At 59.3% G+C, this 25,891-nt stretch carries 25 protein-coding genes; 6 read left to right on the top strand and 19 right to left on the bottom strand.

What is annotated here, in order from left to right; genetic code table 11:
- Positions 1-2: 2 nt before the first annotated feature.
- The 4 genes from FIV03_RS06150 to trmD form a co-directional block, all read right to left on the bottom strand.
- Entirely contained in the window at positions 3-560 is a 558-nt protein-coding gene (locus tag FIV03_RS06150) for an HNH endonuclease (protein WP_006936861.1), read from the bottom strand.
- A gap of 383 nt (positions 561-943) precedes the next feature.
- Entirely contained in the window at positions 944-2,356 is a 1,413-nt protein-coding gene (leuC, locus tag FIV03_RS06145; RefSeq protein WP_075282739.1) for a 3-isopropylmalate dehydratase large subunit, read from the bottom strand.
- A 304-nt stretch (positions 2,357-2,660) separates the two neighbouring features.
- Positions 2,661-3,131 (bottom strand): 50S ribosomal protein L19, encoded by a 471-nt coding sequence (rplS, locus tag FIV03_RS06140; RefSeq protein WP_152509010.1) that lies wholly within the window; start codon positions 3,129-3,131, stop codon positions 2,661-2,663.
- A gap of 223 nt (positions 3,132-3,354) precedes the next feature.
- On the bottom strand, positions 3,355-4,065 hold the full coding sequence (gene trmD, locus FIV03_RS06135) for a tRNA (guanosine(37)-N1)-methyltransferase TrmD (protein WP_152509009.1): 711 nt from the start codon (positions 4,063-4,065) through the stop codon (positions 3,355-3,357).
- A 181-nt stretch (positions 4,066-4,246) separates the two neighbouring features.
- Between trmD and FIV03_RS06130 the strand changes: the two genes are divergently transcribed.
- Positions 4,247-4,780 carry an antibiotic resistance protein VanZ gene (locus FIV03_RS06130; RefSeq protein WP_152509008.1) on the top strand — a complete coding sequence of 178 codons (534 nt, stop codon included), beginning with the start codon at positions 4,247-4,249 and terminating at the stop codon, positions 4,778-4,780.
- On the opposite strand, the gene rimM is transcribed toward FIV03_RS06130, so the two are convergent.
- The 9 genes from rimM to dctP all read right to left on the bottom strand — a co-directional run bounded on the left by rimM (position 4,729) and on the right by dctP (position 12,507).
- Positions 4,729-5,283: a ribosome maturation factor RimM gene (gene rimM, locus FIV03_RS06125; RefSeq protein WP_023002485.1), complete on the bottom strand. Its 555-nt coding sequence runs from the start codon at positions 5,281-5,283 to the stop codon at positions 4,729-4,731. The two genes, FIV03_RS06130 and rimM, sit on opposite strands and share 52 nt — an antisense overlap.
- A 50-nt stretch (positions 5,284-5,333) precedes the next feature.
- Positions 5,334-5,732, bottom strand: a complete 399-nt coding sequence (gene rpsP / locus FIV03_RS06120; protein WP_023014459.1) for a 30S ribosomal protein S16 — start codon at positions 5,730-5,732, stop codon at positions 5,334-5,336.
- Positions 5,733-5,751: 19 nt separating this feature from the next.
- Positions 5,752-6,075, bottom strand: a complete 324-nt coding sequence (locus tag FIV03_RS06115; RefSeq protein WP_023002483.1) for a chorismate mutase — start codon at positions 6,073-6,075, stop codon at positions 5,752-5,754.
- Positions 6,072-7,613, bottom strand: a complete 1,542-nt coding sequence (ffh, locus tag FIV03_RS06110) for a signal recognition particle protein (RefSeq protein WP_152509007.1) — start codon at positions 7,611-7,613, stop codon at positions 6,072-6,074. Before ffh ends, FIV03_RS06115 begins: the two co-directional genes overlap by 4 nt.
- Positions 7,614-7,967: 354 nt before the next feature.
- Positions 7,968-8,582, bottom strand: a complete 615-nt coding sequence (locus FIV03_RS06105) for an exopolysaccharide biosynthesis protein (RefSeq protein ID WP_023002481.1) — start codon at positions 8,580-8,582, stop codon at positions 7,968-7,970.
- A 134-nt stretch (positions 8,583-8,716) separates the two neighbouring features.
- A complete protein-coding gene (locus FIV03_RS06100; protein WP_152509006.1) occupies positions 8,717-9,589 on the bottom strand; it encodes an isocitrate lyase/PEP mutase family protein in 873 nt (290 codons plus the stop codon).
- A gap of 10 nt (positions 9,590-9,599) precedes the next feature.
- Positions 9,600-10,874, bottom strand: coding sequence for a TRAP transporter large permease (locus FIV03_RS06095; RefSeq protein ID WP_023002479.1), 1,275 nt, complete (start codon positions 10,872-10,874; stop codon positions 9,600-9,602).
- On the bottom strand, positions 10,871-11,365 hold the full coding sequence (locus tag FIV03_RS06090; protein WP_023014458.1) for a TRAP transporter small permease: 495 nt from the start codon (positions 11,363-11,365) through the stop codon (positions 10,871-10,873). The genes FIV03_RS06095 and FIV03_RS06090 overlap by 4 nt, the downstream gene beginning before the upstream one ends.
- Before the next feature lie 149 nt (positions 11,366-11,514).
- Complete coding sequence (gene dctP, locus FIV03_RS06085; RefSeq protein WP_023002477.1) at positions 11,515-12,507, bottom strand: TRAP transporter substrate-binding protein DctP; 993 nt, start codon at positions 12,505-12,507, stop codon at positions 11,515-11,517.
- 253 nt (positions 12,508-12,760) lie between these two features.
- On the opposite strand from dctP, the gene FIV03_RS06080 reads away from it, so the two are divergent.
- On the top strand, positions 12,761-14,200 hold the full coding sequence (locus tag FIV03_RS06080) for a TrkH family potassium uptake protein (RefSeq protein ID WP_209009870.1): 1,440 nt from the start codon (positions 12,761-12,763) through the stop codon (positions 14,198-14,200).
- Positions 14,201-14,359: 159 nt separating this feature from the next.
- On the opposite strand, the gene FIV03_RS06075 is transcribed toward FIV03_RS06080, so the two are convergent.
- On the bottom strand, positions 14,360-14,590 hold the full coding sequence (locus FIV03_RS06075; RefSeq protein ID WP_152509005.1) for a hypothetical protein: 231 nt from the start codon (positions 14,588-14,590) through the stop codon (positions 14,360-14,362).
- A 417-nt stretch (positions 14,591-15,007) separates the two neighbouring features.
- The gene (locus FIV03_RS06070; protein WP_152509004.1) at positions 15,008-15,679 is read right to left on the bottom strand and encodes a YggS family pyridoxal phosphate-dependent enzyme; all 672 of its coding nucleotides are present in this window, start codon (positions 15,677-15,679) and stop codon (positions 15,008-15,010) included.
- A 257-nt stretch (positions 15,680-15,936) separates the two neighbouring features.
- On the opposite strand from FIV03_RS06070, the gene FIV03_RS06065 reads away from it, so the two are divergent.
- From FIV03_RS06065 to holA, 4 genes are all read left to right on the top strand, one after another.
- On the top strand, positions 15,937-16,644 hold the full coding sequence (locus FIV03_RS06065; protein ID WP_286202301.1) for a transporter substrate-binding domain-containing protein: 708 nt from the start codon (positions 15,937-15,939) through the stop codon (positions 16,642-16,644).
- Between the two features lie 152 nt (positions 16,645-16,796).
- Positions 16,797-19,418, top strand: a complete 2,622-nt coding sequence (gene leuS / locus FIV03_RS06060) for a leucine--tRNA ligase (RefSeq protein WP_152509002.1) — start codon at positions 16,797-16,799, stop codon at positions 19,416-19,418.
- Complete coding sequence (locus FIV03_RS06055; RefSeq protein WP_031269989.1) at positions 19,405-19,980, top strand: hypothetical protein; 576 nt, start codon at positions 19,405-19,407, stop codon at positions 19,978-19,980. The genes leuS and FIV03_RS06055 overlap by 14 nt, the downstream gene beginning before the upstream one ends.
- A gap of 24 nt (positions 19,981-20,004) precedes the next feature.
- Positions 20,005-21,045, top strand: a complete 1,041-nt coding sequence (gene holA / locus FIV03_RS06050; RefSeq protein ID WP_055660240.1) for a DNA polymerase III subunit delta — start codon at positions 20,005-20,007, stop codon at positions 21,043-21,045.
- A gap of 247 nt (positions 21,046-21,292) precedes the next feature.
- On the opposite strand, the gene FIV03_RS06045 is transcribed toward holA, so the two are convergent.
- The 4 genes from FIV03_RS06045 to mnmG all read right to left on the bottom strand — a co-directional run bounded on the left by FIV03_RS06045 (position 21,293) and on the right by mnmG (position 25,691).
- Positions 21,293-22,198: a ParB/RepB/Spo0J family partition protein gene (locus FIV03_RS06045; RefSeq protein ID WP_152509001.1), complete on the bottom strand. Its 906-nt coding sequence runs from the start codon at positions 22,196-22,198 to the stop codon at positions 21,293-21,295.
- Positions 22,199-22,304: 106 nt separating this feature from the next.
- The gene (locus tag FIV03_RS06040; RefSeq protein WP_055660245.1) at positions 22,305-23,129 is read right to left on the bottom strand and encodes a ParA family protein; all 825 of its coding nucleotides are present in this window, start codon (positions 23,127-23,129) and stop codon (positions 22,305-22,307) included.
- Positions 23,130-23,148: 19 nt separating this feature from the next.
- Positions 23,149-23,790 (bottom strand): 16S rRNA (guanine(527)-N(7))-methyltransferase RsmG, encoded by a 642-nt coding sequence (gene rsmG / locus FIV03_RS06035; protein ID WP_152511835.1) that lies wholly within the window; start codon positions 23,788-23,790, stop codon positions 23,149-23,151.
- Positions 23,791-23,804: 14 nt separating this feature from the next.
- Positions 23,805-25,691 carry a tRNA uridine-5-carboxymethylaminomethyl(34) synthesis enzyme MnmG gene (gene mnmG / locus FIV03_RS06030; RefSeq protein WP_152509000.1) on the bottom strand — a complete coding sequence of 629 codons (1,887 nt, stop codon included), beginning with the start codon at positions 25,689-25,691 and terminating at the stop codon, positions 23,805-23,807.
- Between the last annotated feature and the right edge of the window lie 200 nt (positions 25,692-25,891).

Below are 25,891 nucleotides of genomic sequence, written 5' to 3'. Positions count from 1 at the left end.
GACTACGGTTCCAGCTCGGTATCCCAGTAGAGGAAATCCAGCCAGCTATCGTGCAGATAGTTGGGCGGGAAACCGCGGCCATTGTTGTGCAGGTCCTGGATGGTCGGCTGGAACGGCATGTGCATTGGCCACATGTTCAGTTGCTGGCACGACTTGTTGGACTTGCGCAGATTGCAGGGGGAGCAGGCGGTGATGACATTGTCCCAGGTCGTCAGACCACCCTTGGAACGCGGCACAAGGTGGTCGAAGGTCAGCTCATCCTTGGAGCCGCAGTACTGACACTGGAATTTGTCGCGGAGAAAGACGTTAAATCGGGTAAAGGCAGGGTATCGGCTGGGTTTCACGAAGGTCTTGAGAGAGACCACACTGGGTAATCGGAACTCGAAGCTCGGACTTCGAACCGCCGCATCGTATTCGGCAACGATGTTCACCCGGTCCAGGAACACAGCCTTGATGGTATCCTGCCAACTCCACAGCGACAGGGGGTAGTAGCTCAAGGGCCGGTAATCCGCATTGAGCACCAACGCCGGATGGGCGCCCGACGAAACCGCTATCGTCACCTTCCGCTCCTCATTCCAAGAGCATGCCGAATCCACACGCGGATGCGTTGCTCTAACGACTTACGTTGGATCAACTTCCAGCAATCAGGTGCCAACTGACAGCGCGTTGACCTGTCGGAATGTCCGTTATCCGGTCAATCGGACAGCGGAACAGTCCTTTTGTGACGGGAGTATTGTAGTGCCGAGGTGACAGTCTTGTGAAGCCCGGGAAAATCATTTCTGAGTGCAGTTGTCGCCAGATCAGACCCGGCAAAGGATTTTTCTTAACTACATGAATTATTTACGCAAAAGCAAAATCCCCTGCGTCATTGTGACTGTTTTACGGGGAGAAGCAAAAAGGGCGCCTTGCGGCGCCCTTTCTCACGAACCGAAATGCGGTCGAATCAATTCGTCGTCCACTCGCGGATATCGACAAAATGGCCGGCGATTGCTGCCGCAGCCGCCATGGCCGGCGAAACCAGATGGGTCCGGCCCTTGTGACCCTGACGGCCTTCGAAGTTGCGGTTGGACGTCGACGCACAGCGCTCGCCCGGCTTCAGCTTGTCCGCATTCATGGCAAGGCACATGGAGCAGCCCGGCTCACGCCATTCGAAGCCTGCTTCCTTGAAGATGACGTCCAGACCTTCTTCCTCGGCCTGTTCCTTCACCAGACCAGAGCCCGGGACAACCATGGCGCTGACGCCTGCCGCCACCTTGTGATTGCCGATGACGGCCGCAGCAGCACGCAGGTCTTCAATGCGGCCGTTGGTGCACGAACCGATGAAGGCGCGGTCGATCTTGATGTCGGTGATCTTGGTGCCCGGCTGCAGGCCCATGTATTCCAGGGCGCGCTTCTTGGACTCGCGGCGGTTTTCATCAGCGATTTCGGCCGGATCCGGCACGACACCTTCCACCGAGATGACGTCTTCCGGAGACGAGCCCCAGGAAACGATCGGCGGCAGGTTGGCAGCGTCCAGCTCGATGACCTTGTCGAAATAGGCGTCCGCATCCGAATGCAGGGTCTTCCAGTAGCCGAGAGCCATATCCCAGGCTTCGCCCTTGGGCGCCTTCGGGCGGCCTTCGATGTACTTGTAGGTGATTTCGTCCGGTGCGATCAGGCCTGCGCGTGCACCAGCCTCAATGGACATGTTGCAGACCGTCATGCGGCCTTCCATCGACAGGGCACGGATTGCTTCGCCGGCATACTCGATCACGTAGCCGGTGCCGCCTGCGGTACCGATCTTGCCGATGATGGCCAGAACGATGTCTTTCGCGGTGACGCCGGCAGGGATCTTGCCGTCGACCTTCACCAGCATGTTCTTGGCTTTCTTCTGGATCAGCGTCTGGGTGGCCAGAACGTGTTCCACTTCGGACGTGCCGATGCCGTGGGCGAGGGAGCCGAAAGCACCATGGGTGGAGGTGTGGCTGTCACCGCACACAATGGTCATGCCGGGCAGGGTGAAGCCCTGCTCGGGACCCACGATGTGAACGACGCCCTGACGCATGTCGAGTTCGGAATAATATTCGATGCCGAATTCGGCAGCGTTCTTGGCCAGCGTGTCGACCTGCAGGGCCGATTCCGGATCATCGATGCCGTGACGGCGGTCGGTGGTCGGAACGTTGTGGTCGACCACGGCAAGCGTCTTCTCCGGCTGACGCACCTGGCGGCCGGCCATGCGCAGGCCTTCGAATGCCTGCGGGCTGGTAACTTCATGCACCAGGTGGCGATCGATGTAGAGCAGACCGGTTCCGTCCGGCTGCATGTCGACCACGTGGTCGTCCCAGATCTTGTCGTAAAGCGTCCGTGCCTTGGCCATGGGTCTCTCCTCGGTCCATCCGAGCAAACGGTCAAACGGTCTAAAGTTTGCGAAATGCCCGGTGATGCCCGTCGCGGCGCGTCCAGCCGCAAGGGTCTATCCTCGTTTATCGTAGCTAGTGAATGACGCAGCGCCGCCTGAAGGTCAAGCGTTCCGAGTTGAGCTGAATTCAACTCAGATTGACCGGCGCAGGAAGAACGGGGCGCAAAACCCCGGATTTGCATCGGACTGCGCCAGGGTTTGGCGCAAATGCAAAAAAGGCGGCCCGAAGGACCGCCTTTTCGAAACGTTTTGTCGGGCCGGCTTATTCGGCTGCGTTCTCTGCAGCTTCCTTGGCAGCGGCCTTGGCTTCTGCAGCAGCTGCCTTGGCAGCAGCCACTTCCGCACGCACTTCTTCGTTGAGGCGCTTGGAACGAGCATTGGTGTTTTCGACGATACGGGCAGACTTGCCGCGACGGTCGCGCAGGTAGTAGAGCTTCGCGCGACGGACCTTACCGCGGCGAACCACTTCAACGCCTTCCAGCATCGGGGAGTAGATCGGGAAAACGCGCTCGACGCCTTCGCCGTAAGAAATCTTGCGAACCGTGAAGCTCTCGTTGATGCCGCCGCCGGAACGGGCGATGCAGACGCCTTCGTAAGCCTGGGTACGGGTACGCGTACCTTCGGTGACCTTCACGTTGACGCGAACGGTGTCACCAGGAGAAAATTCCGGCAGCTTGCGCTGCTCTTCGATTTTCGCCATTTCCTCAGCATTGAGCTGCTCGATGATGTTCATGGCATATTTCCCTTTTGAATTACAAAGCGGTCAGAGCGTTTTCCGGTTTGGGCCGGAAACGGGTTCACCGACTTTGGGCCATGTTGCTTGTCGGCTGGACTTTCCTGATTTTCCGGTCCTTTTGGTCCGGTTCAGGACGCAGGTCTTTCCAAGGAAAAGACACAACTTCACCCAGCTTCGGCGCGCGTATACAGCAAATTTGCGCCACTGTCATGCGGATTCTTCAATCCACGTCGTCTTCATCCGCCATATAGGCATCCCAGAGATCCGGCCGCCGCTCGCGTGTCAGGCGCTCGGCTTCGGCCATGCGCCATTCGTGGATCTTCCGGTGATTTCCCGAGGTCAGAACCTCGGGAATGGTCAGGCCTTCGAACTCGGCCGGCCGCGTATATTGCGGGTGTTCCAGCAGGCCACCTTCGAAACTTTCGGTTTCCGCACTGTCCATGTTGCCCATGACTCCAGGGATGAGCCGGACAACAGCGTCCAGCATGGTCAGCGCGCCGATTTCGCCGCCGGACAGGATGTAGTCGCCGACGGAGACTTCCTCCAGACCACGCGCGTCGATCACCCGCTGGTCGACCCCCTCGAACCGGCCGCAGACGATGACTGCGCCAGGGCCTTCGGCAAGTTGATGCGCGCGGTCCTGGGTAAAGGGCGCCCCGCGCGGGCTCATCAGGAGCCGCGGGCGCGGATCGTCGGCAGGGGCCGCCGCATCAATGGCCCTGGCCAGGATATCGGCCCTGAGCACCATTCCGGCACCGCCACCGGCCGGCGTGTCGTCAACGGAGCGGTGCTTGTCCGTCGCGAAGTCGCGGATCTGGCTGGTTTCCAGCTGCCAAAGCCCCTTGTCCAGCGCCCGGCCCGAAAGGCTGTGGCCCAGGGGCCCTGGAAACATGTCCGGGTAGAGCGTCAGAATGGTTGCCTTGAACGTCATTACGCCTGTCAGTTCTGCTGATTGGCCGGTATGCCCGGGTCCAAAACCGCTCATTGGTTAACGAGCCGTTTACCGCTTTCCTAAAAACCTGTCGAATTCTTCAGGGTAGCCGCCGGAAAGAAAGCTCTGATTAAGGCTCGCAGTATAAAGTGGCAAGAGCGTTTCAATCGGGTTTATTGCCGTGGCAAAATTTCCAGTCCTGCGTTTCAAGCTTCCCCGTTTCATTCAGGTTCATGTCGACCGCCACTATCTCGACATTTCCCTGAGCCGCGTGCTGCCCCTGTTCGCCCTGATGACCTTCGGCGTGCTGGCCGGCCTTGTGTTCAACACCGGCGTCGGCCACCCCTATGACAAGGTCATCCATATCGGCTTTTTTGCACTTCTGACCCTGTCGATCCATGCGCTGTTCTGCTGCCGGCTGCGCATTTCGGCCGTCGTCGCCTTCGGCATGGGTCTGGCGGGTGAAGTGGTGCAAGGCTTCATTCCCCACCACGAAATGTCGTTGCAGGATGCCTTTGCCAACGGCATCGGGGTTGCACTGGTCGTCGCACTGATTGCGCTGAAGCGTTCCGAGGTTCGGCAGGCTGTCCGCCAGGACATTCCCGCGGAGGAGCGCGAAGAGCTCAACTTACGCAAGATGGGCTTGCAGCCCGTGCCAACGCGTTACCTGTCCGGCTCGTCTTCCGAAGGCTCAGGAGCTCCTTCGGAGAAGTAATCCTCCGGCAGCGAAGCGCTGACCCGGCCGTTCTCCAGATCGATCTCCGGCACGAATTCCTTCGTGAACGGAACATAGAAGCTGCGGCCGCGTTTTGGCCGGACTTCCAGCAGATCGCCGGCTCCGAAATCCTGCACCGCAATGATCTTCCCGAGTGTCTCGCCAGTCTGGTCGAGCACATCGAGGCCGGTCAGGTCGGAATAGTAGAATTCGTCTTCTTCAGGTTCGGGCAGCTGGTCACGGTCGATGAAGAGATCGACGCCGTTCAGCTCTTCCGCCTGGTTGCGGTCCGCGATCCCCTTGAACTTGGTGATCACCACCGTCTTCTGCACCCGCGCCCGTTCCACCTCGAAGGAACGTTTGCCGTCCCGGGTAGTCAGAATGCCGTAATCGGCAAAGGAAAGCGGGTCATCGCCGTAAGGTTTGACCCGCACTTCCCCGCGAATGCCATGCGCCGCACCGATCTTGGCCATCAGTACCTTCTGATCGTCCTTGGACGTCATCTCAAAAGGCTCCCTGGCCAATGTCTTCCGGTGCGGCTTGGCGCATCTGCTTATTCGGCAGCTGCTTCTTCTGCCGGAGCGGCAGCAGCTTCGGCGGCAGCAGCAGCTGCTTCTTCTTCAGCCTGACGCTTGGCTTCAACGCGTTCCTTCGCCTTTGCGCCCAGCTCGGCTTTCTTCGGGTTGTTGCGCGGCTCACGCTTCAAGAGGCCGGCAGCATCCAGGAAACGGTGAACGCGGTCGGTCGGCTTTGCGCCGCTGTCCAGCCAATGCTGAATACGCTCGACGTTCAGGGTCACGCGGTTTTCGGAATCCTTCGGCAGCATCGGGTCGTAGGAACCGACCTTTTCGATGAAACGGCCATCGCGCGGGGAGCGGATGTCAGCAACAACGATGCGGTAGTACGGGCGCTTCTTGGAACCCCCACGTGCCAGGCGAATTTTCGTAGCCATTTTTATGTCTCCAGTTTGTTCAGTTGCCGGCTTCAGCGGCAATGGCTTCGTGGTGCCGGATCACTTCCTTGACGATGAAGTTCAGGAATTTCTCGGCAAAGTCAGGATCGAGATTGGCGTCGCCCGCAAGCTGGCGCAGCCGTTCGATCTGAATTTTCTCCCGCGCCGGATCAGCCGGCGGCAGGTCGTTGGTGGCTTTCAGCACACCCACTTTCTGGGTGCACTTGAACCGTTCGGCGAGCATGTGAACAAGAGCCGCATCAATGTTGTCGATGGACGCCCGAAGAGCCTTCAGTTCGCGCAAGGCGGGGCTTTCACCCAGCTTGTTCTCCGCTTCGCTCATCGTTTCTTGCCCTTGCCCATACCCGGAAACCCGGGAAGTTTCGGACCGCCGAGGCCCGGAAGGCCCGGCATGCCCATGCCTGGCGGCAGACCGCCGCCCAACCCGCCGGGCAGGCCTTTGGGCATTTCCATGCCGCCCGGCAACTGGCCGGACTTGGCCATTTCTTCAAGCTGCTTGGGATCGACATCCGGCATTCCGCTGCCGCCAAGGCCGCCCATCAGCTTGCCCAGCATGCCTTTGCCCTTGCCCATCTTCTTCATCATGTCCGCCATCTGGCGGTGCATTTTCAGAAGCTTGTTGACGTCGGCCACATCCATGCCCGACCCGGCTGCAATACGCTTCTTGCGGCTGGCCTTGAGCAGTTCGGGCTTCTGACGCTCGGCCGGTGTCATGGATTCGATGATGGCGACCTGACGCTTGAACATCTTGTCGTCGATGTTCGAAGCCTCGATCTGCTTCTTCATCTTGCCGATGCCCGGCAACATGCCCATCATGCCGGACATGCCGCCCAGCTTTTCCATCTGGCGCAGCTGCTCGGCGAGATCTTCCAGGTCGAAGTGACCTTTCTGCATCTTCTTCGCCATTTTCGCGGCTTGTTCCGCGTCGATGGCTTCTGCAGCCTTTTCCACCAGCGAGACGATGTCGCCCATGCCGAGGATGCGGTCTGCGATCCGGCGCGGGTGGAAGTCTTCAAGTGCGTCTGATTTTTCACCCGTACCGATCAGCTTGACCGGCTTGCCGGTAACCGCCTGCATGGAGAGCGCCGCACCGCCGCGGCCGTCGCCGTCCATACGGGTCAGGGCGATACCGGTGATGCCGACGCGCTCATCGAAGCTCTGCGCCAGGTTGACGGCATCCTGACCGGTCAGGCTATCGGCCACCAGCAGGATTTCATGTGGCTGGGCAGCGGCTTTCACCTCTGCCATTTCAACCATCAGCGGCTCGTCGATGTGAATACGGCCGGCGGTGTCGAGCATGACCACGTCATAACCGCCGAGCTTGGCGGCGGACATGGCCCGCTTGGCGATTTCGACCGGGCCCTGGCCGGCAACGATCGGCAGCGTGTCGATGTCGTTCTGCTCACCCAGAACCTTAAGCTGCTCCTGGGCAGCCGGACGGCGAGTGTCGAGCGATGCCATCAGCACCTTGCGCTTGTCGCGCTGGGTCAGACGGCGGGCAATCTTGGCCGTGGTGGTGGTCTTACCGGAGCCCTGCAGACCGACCATCATGATCGCTACCGGTGCCGGAGCGTTCAGGTCGATCGGATGGGCTTCTTCACCGAGCATCTCGACCAGCTGGTCATGAACGATCTTCACGACCATCTGGCCCGGGGTCACGGACTTGACCACTTCGGCACCGACGGCGCGGTTGCGCACCTTGTCGGTGAAGGAACGTACGATCGGCAGCGCAACGTCGGCCTCGATCAGCGCGCGGCGGATTTCGCGCAGCGCCTCGTTGACGTCGTTCTCCGACAGCGCACCGCGGCCGGTGAGCTTGTCGAAAATACCGCTTAATCGATCGGACAGGCTTTCAAACATCAGTAGTCCTTGAATAGTCTCGGTTTCGGGAAGTCTCCCGAACCATATGGGCAACCGCCGGTCATTTCCAACCGGATCAATCCGCGCAAAGCAGTTTGACACCCGAGGGCGCAACGCGCTGTCGGATGTTAACCTCCGGGAACTCTTTACACCTTTACGGGTCCCGGTCGGCGGATCGAAATTTCAATCACTCATATGGAGTTCGCGGGGATATGCCCGAAACCCGGGCAAGAGTCAAGGAAGCGGCGGAATTTACCGTTTTCCTTGATCCGGTTTTCTTTCTCTACTCCGTGATCCCGTGGCTTGACCATGGGATCCATGCCGTTTCGTCTTGTCGAACATCTGGTTTTCGGTTCAGGCCATGAACGCTTGGGTGCTGATCGCAATCGACGTCAGGATGGCGATGGTGAGCAGCACCGCGGCCAGACCCAGCAGCAGTCCGAAGATGACGACCAGACCGTCGCGCTCGACAATGCCGACGCCGGCGATGAACAGAGCTACCGCCGGAAACCAGCCGCTGAGCGGCACGGGCAGAAACAACGTGAACGCAATGACGAACAACGCAAGCCCGAGCAAACGCTCATGTTTTCGCGCAAACAGACCTTCGTACCGGTGGGCCAGCACGCGCTCCAGCCGCATTGTGACGGGACGGAGGCGCACCATCGTTCGCCGCAGCTTGTTGTGATTGAGCGACAGGCGTGCAAGCGGCCTGGGCAGTTTCACGTGCGGAAAGCCGAGCACCATCTGGAACGTGGTGACGAGCACCGGCAGACCGGTAACGAGCGAGGAGCCGGGAGGCAGCGGCAGAAGCGTCAGCAGCGAAAACAGCACGATCGCCCAGCCGAACGACGTCTCGCCCAGCGCCAACAGCAAATTGCCGAGCGTCAGTGTGCCGTCCCGGTGCTGGTCGCGCGATGTCCGCAGGATCGGCAGCGACAGCGAAGGTCTTCGGCGTCTTTCGCCCTGCATTCAAGATTTCCGTTACAGCTTCTGAGTCGCGCAGGGTCTATCATTCCATCCGCAATAAATCCAACGCCGAGTAACACGGGTTGGCGTATTTTGCAGTTCGGCAGAACAACCGTGCCCCGGACAGTCCGGCGGCATCAATCCCGCTTGGACGTCTCGTATTTGGCCGAAACCTCATAATAGTCGTTGAAGCCGATCCGGTCGCGCAGCTCCTTGAAGTCCATGAGATCCGGTGTGCGGTCCTGGTCGGTCTTCAGCTGCTGCAACGTTGCCACCATCGCCTTCATGGCACTGGCCATCAGGGTCAGCGGATAGGCGGCAATGGCGTAACCGATGTCCCGAAGCTCTTCATGCGAAAGTTCTGGAGTTTCGCCGCCTTCCACGATGTTGGCCATCTTCGGGCCCGGCAGCTCCCGGCAGATTTCCTGCATTTCGGCAACCGTCTTGGGCGCCTCGACAAACAGGATATCAGCGCCGAGTTCCTTGAACTTTGCCGCCCGGGCAATTGCCTCGGCAAGGCCGTGCTCATGACGGGCATCGGTCCGGGCAAGGATCAGGATATCGGCCCCTGCCTCCTTGGCATCCTGCGCCGCCCGGATCCGGTCAAAGGCTTCCTCGCGGGAAACGACTGCCTTGCCCGGCGTGTGACCGCAGCGTTTCGGAGCCACCTGATCCTCGATCATCACGGCCGCGGCGCCTGCCTTGGCCATGCCGGTCACGGTCCGGCGCACGTTCATGGCATTTCCGTAACCGGTGTCGCCATCCGCCAGCAGCGGGATCCGGACCGCATCTGTGATGTTGCGCGCCTGATCGAGCACTTCGCCATAGGACATCAGCCCCAGATCCGGCTGCCCGATCCGCGATGCGGAAGCGGCAAAGCCGGACATGAAGGTGAGATCGAACCCTGCCTGCTCGATCAGCTTGGCGGACAAGGCATCATAACAGCAAGGCATGACGTGAAGTTTCGGCTGCTCCAGCAGCGCGCGAAGGGTAGCTGCCGGTGACGGCATGACAAAAACCTCAGAACTTGAATGGCAGATAGAGCGCGAGATCGGTCCAGACATACAGGATCGCGACCGAAATCAACATGATCACCAGGAATGGCAGCACGCCACGGGAGACGTCGGACAGCTTCGATCGCGCGACCGACTGGATGACATAGAGATTGAGCCCGACCGGCGGTGTGATCAGGGCGCATTCCACCATGACGACCATATAAACGCCGAACCAGATCGGATCGAAGCCCAATGCCATGGCTGCCGGCAGCAACACGGGCGTCATGATCAGCACCATGGACAGCGCCTCGAACACCAGCCCCATGATCAGAAGCACGATCGACACCACGATGATGAATGCGAGCGGCGTATCGATGGTCTGGCCGATGAAGACCGAGATATCCTGCGGAATCCGGTAAAGCGTGATCGCCTTGCCGAACACCTTGGCCCCGGCAATGATCAAGACGATGGCAACGGTCGTCACCATGGCATCGAACGCGGCTTCCTTCAGACCTTGCCAGGTAAGCGTACGCAGGATGGGCCCGGTAATCAGAAGCGCCACGGCAAAGCCGATGGCTGCAGCTTCCGTCGGTGTCGCCGCGCCGCTGTAGATGGCACCGATAACAACAAGCGCCAACAGGATCGATGGAAATGCCCGCACTGTTGCGCGCATGCGCTCGTCCCAGCTTGACGCCGGCTCCGGCGTGTAGCCCCCGAACCAGCGGGCATAGACCATGGAAAAAACGATGAAGAACACCACAAGCATAAGGCCCGGGCCAACACCTGCCAGGAACAGCGCGATCACCGATTGTTCGGTAACGAAGCCATAAACGATCATCGGGATCGACGGCGGGATCAGAATGCCGAGCGTGCCACCGGCGGCAAGCAGGCCGTAGACGAATTTCCGCTCGTAGCCGCGCTGGATCATTTCCGGGATCGCAACTGTTCCGATGGTGGCGGCCGTTGCCACCGACGATCCGGAAATGGCTGCGAAGATGGCGCAGGACAGGATGGTCGCGACGGCCAGTCCACCCGGCCAGTGACCGACCCAGGCATGAACGGCGGCAAAGAGATCCCGCCCGACCCCGCCTTTCAGCAGGATATTCGACATCAGCAGGAACAGCGGTACCGCCAGAAGAATGAAGCCATCCAGCGTCGACAGGATCGCCTGGGGCGCCATCAGCGGCGAGAAACCGCCGAGAATGAGCATTCCAAGCCCGAGACCGCCCAGCGCGAACGCCACCGGCACGCGGATCAGCAACAAGGTGAACAGCGAAGCGAGAATGAGAACCGTCGTCATTCCATCACCACCGCTTCATGGTCGCCCGACTTGGGCTTCTGGCCCAGCTCAATGAGGGCCTGCACGAACAGAAGTGCAAATCCGACAGGAACGGACAGTTCGGAGATCCACATGGGAAGGTCCAGCATGGAGCCCGAGGTGCGGCCTCGCTCGAAGGAATCGTAGAAGATCCCGCCGCCTTTCCAGGCGACCAGGATGCTGAACACCGCAACAAAGCCCATGGCAACCACATGGCAGGCGCGTCGCCAGCCCGGGCTCAGCTGGTCTGTCAGCGCATCAACCGCAATGTGCCGACCGGCTTTCAACAGCCATGGCATGGCAAGCATGGTGCCCCAGATCAGGCACAGCTGAGACAACTCCGACGCCCAGATGGTCGGTGCAACGAAAAGATACCGGGCCAGAACTTCATACGTGAGCATGCAGCCCACGGCGACGAACAGCAGCGCGGCGATCCAGGCAAAGGCCTGAAGAAGAAAATAGAAGGCTTTCATGAAACCATCTGTCGATCGAGCAATCGGCAAGGCCGGGAAAAGACGGCCGGTGAAACCCGGCCGCGAAAAGACACCGGAACTCCGGCATCCGTGACTGGAAGCGGCCAGCATGGCCGCGGCCGCTTCCGTCGTTCAGTATCCGTGGACCGTCAGAATTTCTGAGCGGCTTCGAGAACCTGCTTGCCGAGGGGGCCCGCTTTTTCGACGAAGTTGTCGTAGACCGGCTGGCTTACGCTTTTCCAGGCGGTCATTTCTTCTGCGGTCGGCGTGTAGATGGTCATGCCGTTCTGCTCCGAAATCTCGTAAGCTTCGGCTTCGATCTGGGACATCCGATCCCGCACATCGGCTTCCGCCTTGAGGGCAGCAGCCTCGATGATCTTCTTGTGCTCATCCGGCAGGCCATTCCAGAAATCGGTGTTCACCACGACGATGAACTCGATATCCGCATTGTTGGTCACGGTGATCGTGTCCATGACTTCCCAGAGCTTGCGGGATTTCACGCCGGAAACACCGGTCATGCCGATGTCCACGGTGCCGCGCTGGTAGGCCAGATACTGTTCGGAACCGGAAATCAGCGTCGGCGCACCGCCGGCAACCGTGACAAAGTCGCCAAGCGTCTTGCCGAAGACGCGAACCTTCTTGCCTTTCAGATCTTCCGGGGTTTTCAGCGGTCCGCCATTGGACAGCATGATGGAGCCGCCATAAGCCTGCCACCACAGAACGGTGGAACCGGTTTCCGCGATTGCCTCATCCAGCGGTCCGCGCACGGGAGATCCCTTGGCTACGGCTGCACGAACCTTTTCTTCCGTGTCGAACAGGAACGGCTGATAGAAAACGTCGACGGCAGGAATGTCGCCGACATAACGCGTCAGCGACGCAACGCCCATTTCGATGGACCCGCTTCCGACGGCTGCCGGAACTTCGTTGTCCTTGTAGAGCTGAGCGGAATCGTAGATCTCCACGGCAATGTCGCCGTTGGAGTTTTTCTCTACTTCTTCCTTGAAAAGCTGCAGATTCTGGCCGAGGTGGCTCGTCAGAGGCAATTGCAGCGAAATGCGCAAGGTTGTGTCTGCTGCTTGTGCCGAACCGGCTGCCAGGCCAAGCGCCATTGCCGCGCCAAGCGCCCAGGAAAGTACTTTCATGTTTTTCCTCCCAAATTTATGAAATCACTCTGGCAAAGCCTCCCGGTCCGGTCAACATGAACTGGCGTATAGGTGTGTTTTAGAAGCAGATTTGCCGATCGCGCGCAGGCAAGCCACCCTGCCGGTCTTTCCAGGTGACAGGCAGGCCCAAATCCCGACGGCCTTGCTTTTTGCAGTGCACAGGCAGATAACGACTGTCTTTTGACACACACGCCTGCTGTCCTGACAGCCGACCGTTGCGGACGTCCAGTCTATGAATTATCGCGCCATTGCTTTGCCAATCGGACGATTGCTCATCCTGATTTCAGTTCTGATGATCGTTCCGGGTATCGCGGATGTGTTCGCCAGTAACTCTGACTGGCAGGTTTTTCTGGTGTCGGCCCTGGTTCTTGGGACGGCGGGCTTGCTCATGACCATGGCTTTCCAGGGAGAACAGCCGCCGAGCCACTTTCGCGAAGCGATCCTGTTCGTCAACGCCGCCTGGTTCACCTTCTCCTTCGCCGGTGCCGTTCCGTTCTACTTCAGCGGCCTCGGCATCAGCTTCACAGACGCCTTCTTCGAGACTGCTTCCGGCCTGACCACAACCGGTTCGACAATCCTGACGGGTCTCGACACGTTGCCGCCGGGCATCCTGCTTTGGCGAGCCTTGCTGCAATGGGTTGGCGGCATTGGCGTGGTTGCCATCGGGATCTGGCTTCTGCCGGGTTTGCGCGTTGGTGGCAGCCAGCTCTTCGCGCTGGAATCGTCTGAAAATACCAGCAAGCCATATGGTCATGTCGGACCGTTCGTCTACCGGCTGCTGGCCCTTTATGCCGGACTGTCGATTGCCTGCGCCACGCTCTACCTGCTGTGTGGAATGACCTTTTTCGAAGCGGTGATCCATTCCATGACCACTGTCTCGACGGGAGGATTCTCCACGTCCGACCAGTCCTTCGGCCAATTTGACGGCCTCGCCGTTTATTGGGTCGCCTCGGTGTTCATGCTGGGGTCCGCCGTGCCGTTCCTCTATCTGATCCGGAGTATCGAGCGACGGCATTGGGTGAAGGACGTCCAGATCATGCTGCTGCTTGCCATTGTCGCCGCAGCTTCGATCAGCGTGTTCCTGTTCGAACGGTTCATCGGACATGACACGCCGTTCCAGATGTTCACATTCGCGGTCTTCAACGTGGTTTCGGTGATCACCACCACCGGCTATGCCGCCAACGACTACCTGCAGTTCGGCCCGCCCGTGATCGCGATTTTCTTCGTGCTGACGTTCTTCGGCGGCTGTAGCGGCTCCACGTCCGGCGGCTTCAAGATGTTCCGGATCGCAATTCTGGGCAGTTACATCCAGGGCCTGTTCCGACGGATGATCCGGCCGCACCGGGTGGTCGAGGCGAAATACCAGGGACGGGCCGTGTCAAATCCAGTTCTGGAAGGCGTGCTTGTCTTCGCCGTTCTTTATGCAGGCGCATTCGCGGCGTTCTCGCTGGTCTACATGATGCTCGGTCTTGATCTCGAGACGGCGCTCAGCGCCTCCATCACAGCCCTTGCGAATGTCGGTCCCGGCGTAGGCGATACCATTGGTCCGTCCGGTACATTCCAGTCGCTGCCGGATCTCGCCAAATGGTTCCTGGCGGTTCAGATGATCCTCGGTCGGCTGGAAATCCTGGCAGGTATCCTGCTCCTGACACCGGATTTCTGGCTGGACTGAAGCCTGACCCGGCCGGATTGGCTCATTTCTTCGGAAAAAATTCGGAAGTCCCCTTCAAAACGGAAAACCACCGCCGGCGTGACCTTACCGACGGTGGTCTTGTTCGGGCAATCTGGCTGCTGACGCAGCCGACGGGGGGTTTGATTGCCCGAAGCCCGATTACGGCTGGACGGAGGTGAACTCTTCCGGATCCAGAAGGCTGTCCTGATTGCTGTCAGCCGCGTTGAATGCATCTTCAGAAAGGGTCGGGACGGCTGCCGCGATTTCCTCGAAGCTGACATAACCGTCCTGATCGAGATCCACCGCCTCGAACGACATGCCCTGGGCAAGAGCTGCGGAAGACGCGGTAAAGGCACCGATCAGAAGAGCAGCAGTAAGACGTTTGGACATGATATGACCTCCAATGGTTTGGGTCTTGTCAGGTGTCCCGTGTGCCGTTCGGCTTTGGGCTCACCTGTCGTTCCGTCCGTTCGCCAGGCCCCTGCGACCCGTCGAACCGGAACGAGACAAACACTGCGGGCCGATCGCGACCGGCAAAGGGCAGCTCTTTGAAACCTTCGCGGCAATGTTGTGTCTCGCCATAGGGATCAGCCACAGGTCGGTCAAACTACCGTCATTTTTAACGATTTTAGGCAGTTCTGGGGCTTCCGCTGGAAAAACAAGTCCGAATATCTATTTGATTTTATTTATAAATTCGAAACAAACTGGTCGAAACGGCTAGCCGGGCTTCGGTTCGCGACCAGTCCTGCAAACCGAAGCAATACCAAGACCGGGCTGATTGCCGTTCCGTGAAACGGCAGGCTTCGATCAGGTGTATTCGCGCGAGCCGAAGATGGCGGATCCGACACGCACATGCGTGGCCCCAAAGCCGACCGCGACCGGATAGTCGGAAGACATGCCCATGGAAAGCTGCTCAAGGCCATTGCGGGCGGCGATCTTTTCCAGAAGCGCGAAATGTTCGCCCGGCGCTTCGTCGACCGGCGGAATGCACATCAGGCCGACAATGTTGAGCCCGACATCTTCCTTGCACTCTTTCACGAAAGCATCGACATCCTTCGGTGCGATGCCTGCCTTCTGGGGCTCTTCACCCGTGTTCACCTGAATGAAACACGGCAGATCCCTGCCCTGCTTTTCCATCTCGGCTTTCAGTGCCCTTGCGATTTTCGGCCGGTCAACCGTATGGACGACATCAAAGGTCGCGACCGCTTCCCTGGCCTTGTTGGATTGCAGCGGGCCGATCAGATGCAATTCGATGCCTTCAAAGTCCTCGCGAAGCCCCGGCCACTTGTGCATGGCTTCCTGCACCCTGTTTTCGCCGAAAACCCGCTGACCTGCCTCAAGCGCCGGGCGGATCTCGTCCGCTTCGAAGGTCTTGGAAACCGCAATCAACGTTACCGACCCCTCCGGCCTGCCGAACTCGGCTTCGGCACTTCTGATATCTGCCTGGACGTTGGCCAGTCGGTCTGCTGCGGAGGTCATCAGTTGGTCCTTCAAATTGTCAGGTGCTCTGCCGGATCGCGCGTTCCTTCTCATAGGCCCGGTCGCCCCTTGATCTCAAGTGGTCTTTGCACAGACCCAAGCGACCTGACGTGACTGCACAGCCGGTGAATTTTCACGCCAGGTATTCAATCAGGTTCACCTTTTCCTAGAGGTTTGCCGATAGTGTCTCGCCGCTTGCATCAAATGAAGATGGAGGGCCCGGTGTGAGGCAACTCGGTTCATTTATCTGCATACTGATGTTGTTCTGCTTTCTGTACGTTCCCGCATCGCGGAGTGAAACCTTCACGTTCGCGGTTGGCGAATGGCCGCCTTTTATTGGCGAGAAGTCACCGGGCTTCGGAAGCCACACCCAGATCGTCAGACGCATAATAGAAAAAGCCGGGCATCGGGCGAAATTCGACTTTCTTCCCTGGCAGCGATCGTACCAGATGGTCAGGAACGGGACTTACGCCGCAACCTTTTCCTGGTCCTACACGGATGAACGAAGTGAGGAATTCCATTTTCCCGAACGGCCCGTCGGACTGGCAACCTACGTACATTTTTACAAGAAAGACCGGTTTCCGGACGGCATCGGACCACTGAGCTTCGATGATCTTCGCAAGGAAGGGCTCTCCGTGGTTGCGGTCAGAAACTACTGGTACGAAGACATGCTGGAGGCTGCGGGTGTCACTGTTGAATATGTGTCGACGGAACAGCTTGCCTGGTCGATGCTTCTGCACGAACGGGCCGATGTCTATATGGAGAGCACGGAAGTCGGCATGATCCGGAAGGCCGTGTTCCTGGGTGACGAAGCAAGCCTGCTCGTTCACTCCCCCACCTTCCTGGAAGTGCCCATGTATCCCATGTTCAGCAGGAAACACCCGGACGGGCGGCGCCTGTTGGAAATCTGGGAAGCTTCAAGTCCGCCGGATCCCGAAACAACGCCGGAAGCGGCCATCCGATAGCTTTACGAATGCGGCGTTGCGAAATAAACAGGCATCTGCAAGATCAATCTCTTCTCACATGTTGACCCCGGACGCGATTTCTGGTGACAGTCCGGCAGTCAATCTTTCAGGAAATCCGCCGGATCCGGCGGCAAGAACAAACGGCACATTTGATGGCAACGGAACGGTACAATGCGCGCGAAGTCGAAGCGCGCTGGCAAAAGGTCTGGAACGACAAGGACGTCTTCGTCACCCACAACGACGATCCCCGCGACAAATACTATGTCCTTGAAATGTTCCCCTATCCGTCCGGCCGCATCCACATGGGCCACGTGCGCAACTACGCCATGGGCGATGTTGTTGCCCGTTACAAACGCGCCAAGGGCTTCAACGTCCTGCATCCGATGGGCTGGGACGCTTTCGGCATGCCGGCGGAAAACGCGGCCATGCAGAACAAGGTTCATCCGAAGGACTGGACCTACGAAAACATCGCCACCATGCGCGACCAGCTCAAGATCATGGGCCTGTCGCTGGACTGGAGCCGGGAATTCGCGACTTGCGACGTCGCCTATTACACCCAGCAACAGCGGCTTTTCCTGAAGTTCCTGGAGGCCGGCCTCGTCTACCGCAAGAACGCCAAGGTCAACTGGGACCCGGTCGACATGACGGTTCTGGCCAACGAACAGGTGATTGACGGTCGCGGCTGGCGCTCCGGCGCTCTGGTTGAGCAGCGCGAGTTGACCCAATGGTTCTTCAAGATTTCCGATTACTCGGAAGACCTGCTGGAGGCGATCGACACGCTCGACCGCTGGCCGGACAAGGTGCGCCTGATGCAGAAGAACTGGATCGGCCGCTCCGAAGGTCTGCGTGTGCGCTTCGAATTCACCGAGGCTGCGCCCACCGGCGACAAGACGCTGGAAATCTTCACCACCCGTCCGGACACGCTGTTCGGTGCTTCCTTCATGGGCCTGTCGCCGGATCATCCGATCTCGACCAAGCTGGCGGAAAGCAATCCGGAGCTGAAAGCCTTCATAGAAGAGTGCCGCCGGGTCGGTACATCCGAAGAAGCAATTGAAAAGGCAGAGAAAAAAGGTCTCGATACCGGTCTGCGCGTCAAACACTCGCTGGATGCCTCCATCGAGCTGCCGGTGTATGTCGCCAACTTCATCCTGATGGACTATGGCACCGGCGCCATCTTTGCCTGCCCGGCACATGACCAGCGCGACCTGGACTTCGCCCGCAAATACGGCCTGCCTGTCACGCCCGTCGTGCTGCCGAAGGATGCCGATCCGGCAACCTTTGATGTAGCCGACGAGGCTTTCACCGACGACGGCACCATCTTCAACTCCGGCTTCCTGAACGGCCTTTCCATTCCGGACGCCAAGGAAGCGGTGGCCAAGAAGCTGGAAGAAATCACCGTCGACGGCGCATCCCAGGCAGAACGCCAGGTGAATTACCGCCTGCGCGACTGGGGAATTTCGCGTCAGCGCTACTGGGGCTGCCCGATCCCGGTCATTCATTGCGACGATTGCGGTGTGGTACCGGAGAAGGACGAGAACCTGCCGGTCCAGCTGCCGGATGACATCAACTTCGACAAGCCCGGCAATCCGCTCGACCGTCACCCGACCTGGCGAAATACGTCCTGCCCGAAATGCGGCAAGCCTGCCCGCCGCGAATCCGACACCATGGACACCTTCGTGGACAGTTCCTGGTACTTCGCCCGCTTCACGGCGCCGGACTGCGATCAGCCGACCGACCCGGAAGCCGCCAACGGCTGGCTGCCGGTGGACCAGTATATCGGCGGTATCGAGCATGCCATCCTGCACCTGCTCTATTCCCGTTTCTTCACACGGGCGATGCAGAAGGTCGGTGCGCTTGATCTGAAGGAGCCGTTCAAGGGCCTGTTTACACAGGGCATGGTCACCCACGAGACCTATCGCGTCGGCGAAGGTGCGAACGGGCGCTGGATTGCCCCGTCCGAGATCCGTATCGAGGATGTCGACGGCAAGCGCCGCGCGGTTCTTGTCGAAACCGGTGAGGATGTGGCCATCGGCTCCATCGAGAAGATGTCGAAGTCGAAGAAGAACACTGTCGATCCGACCGACATCATCGACACCTACGGCGCCGATACCGCCCGCTGGTTCATGCTGTCCGACAGCCCGCCGGAGCGAGACGTGATCTGGACCGAGGACGGCGTGCAAGGTGCCTGGCGTTTTGTCCAGCGCGTCTGGCGCCTGATCGGCGACATTGCCGAGAAGATCGAACCTCGTGGCGGCAAGGCACCGGAAGTCGACGGCAAGGCGCTTGATCTGCGCCGGGCCAGCCACAAGACCCTGGCGGCCGTTTCCGCCGATCTGGAAGGCCTCGGCTTCAACCGTGCCGTGGCCCGCCTCTATGAGCTGGTCAACACCATCAGCAAGGTCTTCAACGAAGGCGACGCCGATGCCGGCACCGAATATGCCGTACGTGAAGCAGCCGACTACCTCGTGCAGATGATAGCTCCGATGATGCCGCACCTGGCAGAAGAATGCTGGTCTGCACTCGGCCACGACAATCTGATTTCGGAAGCAAGCTGGCCGCAGGCCGACGAAGCCCTGCTGTCCGACGACACCGTCACCTACCCGATCCAGATCAACGGAAAGAAACGCGGTGAACTGACGATTGCAAAAGAGGCTTCCAAAGACGAGGTCGAAGCGGCTACCTTGGCCCTCGACGCAGTCAAGAAGGCTCTTGAAGGCAAGGCGCCGAAGAAGATCATCGTGGTACCGCAAAGGATCGTGAATGTCGTTGTTTAACAACCTCTTCCAGAGCAGTGGCGCTTTGCGGCGCGCTGCCCTTTGCGCCGGACTGGCTGCTGCCATGGCTCTGGGCGGATGTCAGGTCCGCCCGCTTTACGGCAGCAGCACGGGCGACTTCGGTTCCCAGCCCTCCCCCGTGGCGGCGGAACTCGCGGCAATCGACCTGGAATCAATCTCCAGCCAGTACGCCAACGACGACGCATCGCGTGTTCTCTACAACGAACTGACCTACCGGTTCGAACGTGGGGCCGGCTCGGGTGCCAAGAAATATCGTCTCAAGGTGTTGATGGACATCGGCAGCTCGGAAGTCGGCGTTGAACAGTTCTCCGACGTACCTTCCGCCTACACGACCACGATGAACTCGACCTTCGTCCTGAGCGATCTGGCGACCGACGAAACCCTGATGACCGGCCGGGCGTTCAAGTCCGCTTCCTACGACTTCTCCAACCAGCGTTTTGCCAACACCCGTGCCTATCGTGATGCGCAGGAACGTGTTGCCAAGGCAGTTGCCGACGATATCGCAGCCCGGATTGCCGGCTATTTCGCCAGCCAGTCGTAACACTGACCCCGGAGGCAAACGGCCGTGACCGTCCTCAAAGCCGCGGAGATTGACCGTTTCGTCGCCAATCCCCCGGAGGCTGGCGGCGTTGTCCTGATCTTCGGTCCGGATACCGGACTTGTATCGGAACGCGCCACCCGCCTCGTTAACAAGGCCTCCGAAGGCGAAAGCGATCCGTTCAATCTGGTCAAGCTAGATGCGTCCGATCTCGGTTCGGATCCGAATCGGCTGATCGACGAAGTCCTGACCGTTCCGCTTTTTGGTGGCCGCAGGATCGTCTGGGTGAAGGATGCTTCCTCCCGCAATCTCAATCCTGCAGTCGAACCCGTTCTGAAACTGGACGACTGGCAGACGCTGGTGGTCCTTGAGGGCGGCGACATCAAGAAGGGTGTCGGCCTCAGAAAGCTGATCGAACCGCACAAACGCGCCGTTGCGCTGCCCTGTTATGCCGACAATGACCGGGGCATCGACCAGTTGATCGACGAGGAAACACGCGAAGCCGGTCTTTCGGTTACCCGGGAAGCCCGGGCAGCACTGCACAGCCTGCTGGGCGGCGACCGCATGGCCAGCCGCGGTGAGCTGAAAAAGCTCTGCCTCTATGCCCTCAACAAGGGCCGGATCGACAGCGAGGATGTCGAGGCTATCATCGGCGATGCATCCGCCTTCGAAATGTCGGAGCTGATTGATGCTGCAGCATCGGGAGACCTTGCCTTGCTGGACCACGGGCTGGAACGACTCGCGGAAGCCGGCTCCAAGGCCTCGGTGATCGCCAACCAGACATTGAAGCATTTTCAACATTTGCACCGGATGCGAATCGATATCGAACAGGGCAAAAACGCTCAGGCCGTCGTCGATGGACAACGACCGCCTATCTTCTTCTCCCGCAAGCCGAAATTCACCCAGCAGCTGCGGATCTGGTCCCTGACGGATCTGGAACGCGCCATGGACATTCTGAGCGAGGCTACACGCATTTCCCGCCTCAACGATGCCCTTGGTGTACCCGTCCTCTCCGAAGCCCTCCTGAAGCTCGGCAGAGCCGCCAGAGCGCGGCAACAGCGGCGTTAGAACGCGCTCATCAGCTCGTCTCCCTGAGGCTCCCTGTATTCTTGTACTCCCCCTCATCCTGAGGAAGCGCGCAAGCGCTGTCTCGAAGGATGGGCGGCAAACTCAGAAACCAGTGGTCCATCCTTCGAGACGCCGCTTATGCGGCTCCTCAGGATGAGGGGTGTGGGGTGGCAGACTGGCAGAACCGGAACAAAAAAAGCCGGGGCAAAACGCGCTCCGGCTCTAAATTTGTCATAATATCAATACTTTAGCGTGTCTCGACACCCAGTTTCTTGCACAGCTCGTCAAGCTGTTCGAGCGAGGTGTATTTGATCTTGAGGTCGCCGGTTTCCTTGCCAGGCTTGTGCCCAACGGTCACCTTCAAACCCAGCGTGTCGGTCAGACGCTTTTCAAGTGCCTTGGTGTCGGCGTCCTTCTGCGGCTTGTCGCCGGGTGCCTTCTTGCCCGTGATCTTGGCCAGGGCATCCGGATCCTGCGACAGCTTTTCCGCGTCGCGAACCGTCAGGCCTTTTTCCACGATCAACTCGGCCAGTGCCGCGGGATCTTCAACGGTGATCAGCGCGCGGGCATGACCGGCCGTCAGCAGGCCTTCGGCAAGATAGTCCTTTACCGAATTCGGCAGCTTCAGCAGGCGCATGGTGTTGGCCACGTGACTACGGCTCTTGCCGATCACCTTGGCGAGTTCCCCCTGGCTGTAGCTGAACTCGGCGGTGAGCTGCTCATAGCCCATCGCTTCTTCGATCGGGTTGAGATCGGCACGCTGGACGTTCTCGATAATGGCGAGCTCAAGCGCTTCCTGATCGGTCACGTCCCGAATGATGATTGGTGCTTCGTGCAGCCCGGCCCGCTGTGCGGCCCGCCAACGGCGTTCGCCGGCGATGATCTCGAAACGATTGGCCTTCCCTGCCGCCGGACGCACCAGGATCGGCTGGACGATGCCTTTTGCCTTCAGGGACTCCGAAAGATCCGCCAGGTCTTTCTCGGTAAAGGTCTTGCGCGGGTTGCGCGGGTTGGGCTCCAGATGTTCGATCGGAACCCTGCGGGAGTCGCGAATGATCTTTTCCGGCGGTGCGGCCGCTTCGGGAGCCGAATCCCCGATCAGCGCCGCCAAACCACGGCCCAAACGCTTGTTCTTGACGTCTCTTTCCGCCATACCGCACCTTTTTCTTTTTATATTTCAATAGGATATAGCATGGCGACTGTGCCTCTTCGCCGCCATGCATCAAGGCTCGCCAAAACGGAGCCGAATCGATCGGGCTTTATGCCGCGACGCGTCGCAGTTCGCGCTCACGCTGGATGATTTCCGACGCAAGCCGCAGATAGGCTTGGCTGCCGGCGCATTTCAAATCGTAAAGCAGCGCCGGCTTGCCATAGGACGGTGCTTCCGAAATGCGAACGTTGCGCGGAATGATCGTTTCGTAAACCGCATCACCCATGGTTTCGCGCACATCGGCGACCACCTGGCTGGAGAGGTTGTTGCGGCTGTCATACATGGTCAGAACGATGCCATGGATGCTGAGTTCAGGATTAAGCGCGTTCTTGACCTGCTCGACGGTGCTGAGCAACTGGCTGAGACCTTCAAGCGCGAAGAACTCGCATTGCAGCGGCACCAGGATGGAGTGCGACGCGGACAAGGCGTTGATCGTCAGCAGGTTCAGTGACGGCGGACAGTCGACCAGCACATAGGTAAAGCCGATCTCCTGGAACAGACGCGAATGGGTCAGGTTTTCGATGGCACTGCGCAAGCGGAACGCCCGGTCACCCGTGGAAGCGATTTCCAGTTCGAGGCCCAGCAGATCCATTGTGGACGGCGCCACCCAAAGACGCTGCACCGCCGTTTCGCGAACGGCCTCTGCAAGGGCGCAGTCGCCGCTCAGGACTTCATACGTCGACAGACCACGGTCACGATGCTCGATGCCCAGACCCGTTGAAGCGTTACCCTGCGGGTCGAGGTCAATCACCAGAACTTTTTCGCCAATCGCCGCAAGCGCCGTGCCGAGGTTAATGGCGGTCGTGGTTTTGCCCACCCCGCCCTTCTGATTCGCTAGCGCGAGAACGCGCGGCATTTCGGGAAGCATGCTCATTGCTACAACACCTTCCTGGCTACTCCGGCCGGGCTGAAATATTCGAGAAAAGAAGCATCCGGCTCATTGGATCAACAAGACTGTCTTTTTCTATCATGTCGAACTGCCAACGGGCAGTAGCTTCGTTAACTTCTCGCTGAAAATCCTGACCTTTGTGGAAAACAGCCTTTGCGCCGGTTGCCGTAAACGGCTCTGAAAGCTGAAAAAGCAGATCCAGCGACGCCAAAGCGCGCGCAGAAACAGCGTCCACCCGGCCGTGCTTCCAATCTTTCGCAACCGATTCGATCCGGCCAGGATGCACTGTCCCCTTGGACCCTGTCTCCCGCAAGGCCGTTCTGAGAAATGCCACCTTGCGCTGGTTGCTCTCGATCATGTGCACATGTGCGTCCGGTTCATCGGCGAGCAGGATTGCGGTCACCACCCCGGGAAACCCGCCGCCGCTGCCGATATCAACCCAGGTCCGTGCTTCCGGACAACACCACTGGGTTTGCAGGCTATCCGCCACGTGACGGGTCCAGATATCCGGGATGGTCGACGGTGCAATAAGGTTTTGCGCAGGCTGCCATTTCAGAACGAGGTCGACGTAGATCTGGAGTCTATCCAACGTTTCACGTGAAACATCCCCAAACTTATGCACAACCTGTCCAGAGGTATTCAACATCACCGGGCGGCCCATCAGGCAGCCCCTTTCTGGCTCTGGCGCTTCAGATGCGACAGGATCAGCGTGAGCGCGGCGGGTGTCATGCCATCCATGCGAGAAGCCTGGCCAAGAGTGGCCGGGCGAATGTCGATCAGTTTCTGGCGCACTTCATTGGAAAGACCAATGATCGCTTCGTAGTCGAAACCATCCGGGATCGACAAGGCTTCGTCGCGTTTCAAGGCTTCGATATCAGCCATCTGACGATCGAGGTAAACGGCATAAAGCGCATCTGTCGCAACCTGCTCCGCGATCGCCGGATCAATATCTTTCAGTTCGGGCCAGATGTCCGTCAGGCCCTCGAAGGTGACATTGGGATAGGACAGCAGATCGAAGGCAGACCGGCGAATGCCATCCTGATTTACAGGCAGGCCTTTCTTCTGAGCTTCGGAAGGCGTCACGGTCAGTGTCGTCAGAAGTTCCCGCGCAGTGGCGATCCTGGCCATCTTGTCTTCAAAGGCTTCTTTACGTGTGGTGGACACACACCCAATAGCGATACCCAAAGGGGTCAGGCGCTGGTCCGCATTATCCGCCCGCAGGGACAACCGGTACTCTGCTCGCGACGTGAACATCCGATAGGGTTCGGTGATGCCCCTGGTGATCAGGTCATCGATCATGACACCGATATATCCCTCGGACCGGTCAACCACGAACGGTGCCATGCCGGCAGCCTTCAGAGCGGCGTTGAGCCCGGCCACAAGACCCTGTGCCCCAGCTTCCTCATACCCGGTCGTACCGTTGATCTGCCCAGCCAGGTAAAGACCAGAGCACCGCTTGGCTTCCAGTGTCGGACGCAGCTCGCGCGGGTCGACATGGTCATATTCGATCGCGTAACCCGGCTGCAGCACCACCACATCTTCCAAACCCGGAATGGTTTTCAGAAACGCTATCTGCGCATCTTCCGGCAACGATGTGGAAATACCGTTCGGATAGACGGTGTGATCGTCCAGTCCTTCCGGCTCCAGGAAAATCTGGTGCCCGTCCCTGTCACCGAAGCGAACGATCTTGTCTTCGATCGACGGACAATAGCGTGGCCCCCGCCCCTTGATCTCGCCTGAATACATAGCAGAGCGAGAAAGGTTCTCACGAATGATGCGATGGGTCTCTGGCGTCGTGCGTGTGATGTGGCACGGGATCTGAGGTGTCTCGATCCTGTCTGTCAGGGTGGAAAACGGAATCGGGTCGTCATCGCCCGGCTGCTCTTCCAGCCTGTCCCAGTGGATCGTCCGGCCGTCCAGCCGTGCGGGCGTACCTGTCTTGAGACGCCCAAGATCGAAGCCGATTTCCTCCAGTGATTCAGACAGCCCGAGTGCCGGCGCTTCGCCGGAGCGTCCCGCGGGTATCTTCTTGTCGCCGATATGAATGAGGCCCCGGAGAAATGTACCGCTCGTCAGCACGATGGCGCGACAGTTGATCACCCGGCCATCGGCCAGTTCGATACCCGAGACAGAACGTTTTTCGCCGTCAACCGCAAACCGGATCTTGTGGGCTTCGCCTTCAACGACGCTCAGACCTTCGACAGCGGCAATCTCACGCTGCATCGCTTCCCGGTAGAGCTTGCGATCTGCCTGCGCGCGCGGACCACGGACCGCCGGTCCCTTGCGCCGGTTAAGCATGCGGAACTGGATCCCGCCCTTGTCGGCAACACGCCCCATCAATCCATCAAGCGCATCGATCTCGCGAACGAGGTGCCCCTTCCCCAGACCACCGATGGCCGGGTTACAGGACATTACACCGATTGTATCGAAGCGATGCGTGACCAGAGCAGTCGCCGCGCCAGCACGTGCCGATGCCGCCGCAGCTTCACAGCCGGCATGACCACCACCAATCACCACCACATCGAATGTCAGGTCCAGTTCGTTCATAGTCTCTACCGCTCACGAAACCCGACAGCAGAGCCTCGGGTCCGGGTTTTTCCGGTTCGGTTTTCGGGATCTTTCTCCGGCCTAGGCCAGATTATCACAGGCCGCGCAAACCGGCACTTGTTCGCCGAGACTTATACGTGTGACGCAGCTTAAGGTCAAAGCGGAATTCCGGTCAGCAGGCAGATCGTCTGGTGGCGCAG

The organism is Labrenzia sp. THAF187b, assembly GCF_009363375.1.
GTDB classification, from domain to species: domain Bacteria; phylum Pseudomonadota; class Alphaproteobacteria; order Rhizobiales; family Stappiaceae; genus Roseibium; species Roseibium algicola.
This window is presented reverse-complemented; position numbering and strand designations above follow the sequence as displayed.

Bases quoted from the DNA above. Each gene is read 5' to 3' on its own strand.
- FIV03_RS06065 (WP_286202301.1), top strand. From the start codon at position 15,937: ATGTTGTTCTGCTTTCTGTACGTTCCCGCATCGCGGAGTGAAACCTTC.
- FIV03_RS06055 (WP_031269989.1), top strand. From the start codon at position 19,405: ATGTCGTTGTTTAACAACCTCTTCCAGAGCAGTGGCGCTTTGCGGCGC.
- FIV03_RS06045 (WP_152509001.1), bottom strand. From the start codon at position 22,198: ATGGCGGAAAGAGACGTCAAGAACAAGCGTTTGGGCCGTGGTTTGGCG.
- rpsP (WP_023014459.1), bottom strand. From the start codon at position 5,732: ATGGCTACGAAAATTCGCCTGGCACGTGGGGGTTCCAAGAAGCGCCCG.
- FIV03_RS06070 (WP_152509004.1), bottom strand. From the start codon at position 15,679: ATGACCTCCGCAGCAGACCGACTGGCCAACGTCCAGGCAGATATCAGA.
- dctP (WP_023002477.1), bottom strand. From the start codon at position 12,507: ATGAAAGTACTTTCCTGGGCGCTTGGCGCGGCAATGGCGCTTGGCCTG.
- FIV03_RS06100 (WP_152509006.1), bottom strand. From the start codon at position 9,589: ATGCCGTCACCGGCAGCTACCCTTCGCGCGCTGCTGGAGCAGCCGAAA.
- rimM (WP_023002485.1), bottom strand. From the start codon at position 5,283: ATGACGTCCAAGGACGATCAGAAGGTACTGATGGCCAAGATCGGTGCG.
- FIV03_RS06090 (WP_023014458.1), bottom strand. From the start codon at position 11,365: ATGAAAGCCTTCTATTTTCTTCTTCAGGCCTTTGCCTGGATCGCCGCG.
- mnmG (WP_152509000.1), bottom strand. From the start codon at position 25,691: ATGAACGAACTGGACCTGACATTCGATGTGGTGGTGATTGGTGGTGGT.
- rplS (WP_152509010.1), bottom strand. From the start codon at position 3,131: ATGAACATCATCGAGCAGCTCAATGCTGAGGAAATGGCGAAAATCGAA.
- FIV03_RS06075 (WP_152509005.1), bottom strand. From the start codon at position 14,590: ATGTCCAAACGTCTTACTGCTGCTCTTCTGATCGGTGCCTTTACCGCG.
- FIV03_RS06080 (WP_209009870.1), top strand. From the start codon at position 12,761: ATGAATTATCGCGCCATTGCTTTGCCAATCGGACGATTGCTCATCCTG.
- FIV03_RS06115 (WP_023002483.1), bottom strand. From the start codon at position 6,075: ATGAGCGAAGCGGAGAACAAGCTGGGTGAAAGCCCCGCCTTGCGCGAA.
- ffh (WP_152509007.1), bottom strand. From the start codon at position 7,613: ATGTTTGAAAGCCTGTCCGATCGATTAAGCGGTATTTTCGACAAGCTC.
- rsmG (WP_152511835.1), bottom strand. From the start codon at position 23,790: ATGTTGAATACCTCTGGACAGGTTGTGCATAAGTTTGGGGATGTTTCA.
- leuC (WP_075282739.1), bottom strand. From the start codon at position 2,356: ATGGCCAAGGCACGGACGCTTTACGACAAGATCTGGGACGACCACGTG.
- FIV03_RS06040 (WP_055660245.1), bottom strand. From the start codon at position 23,129: ATGAGCATGCTTCCCGAAATGCCGCGCGTTCTCGCGCTAGCGAATCAG.
- FIV03_RS06105 (WP_023002481.1), bottom strand. From the start codon at position 8,582: ATGCAGGGCGAAAGACGCCGAAGACCTTCGCTGTCGCTGCCGATCCTG.
- trmD (WP_152509009.1), bottom strand. From the start codon at position 4,065: ATGACGTTCAAGGCAACCATTCTGACGCTCTACCCGGACATGTTTCCA.
- FIV03_RS06095 (WP_023002479.1), bottom strand. From the start codon at position 10,874: ATGACGACGGTTCTCATTCTCGCTTCGCTGTTCACCTTGTTGCTGATC.
- leuS (WP_152509002.1), top strand. From the start codon at position 16,797: ATGGCAACGGAACGGTACAATGCGCGCGAAGTCGAAGCGCGCTGGCAA.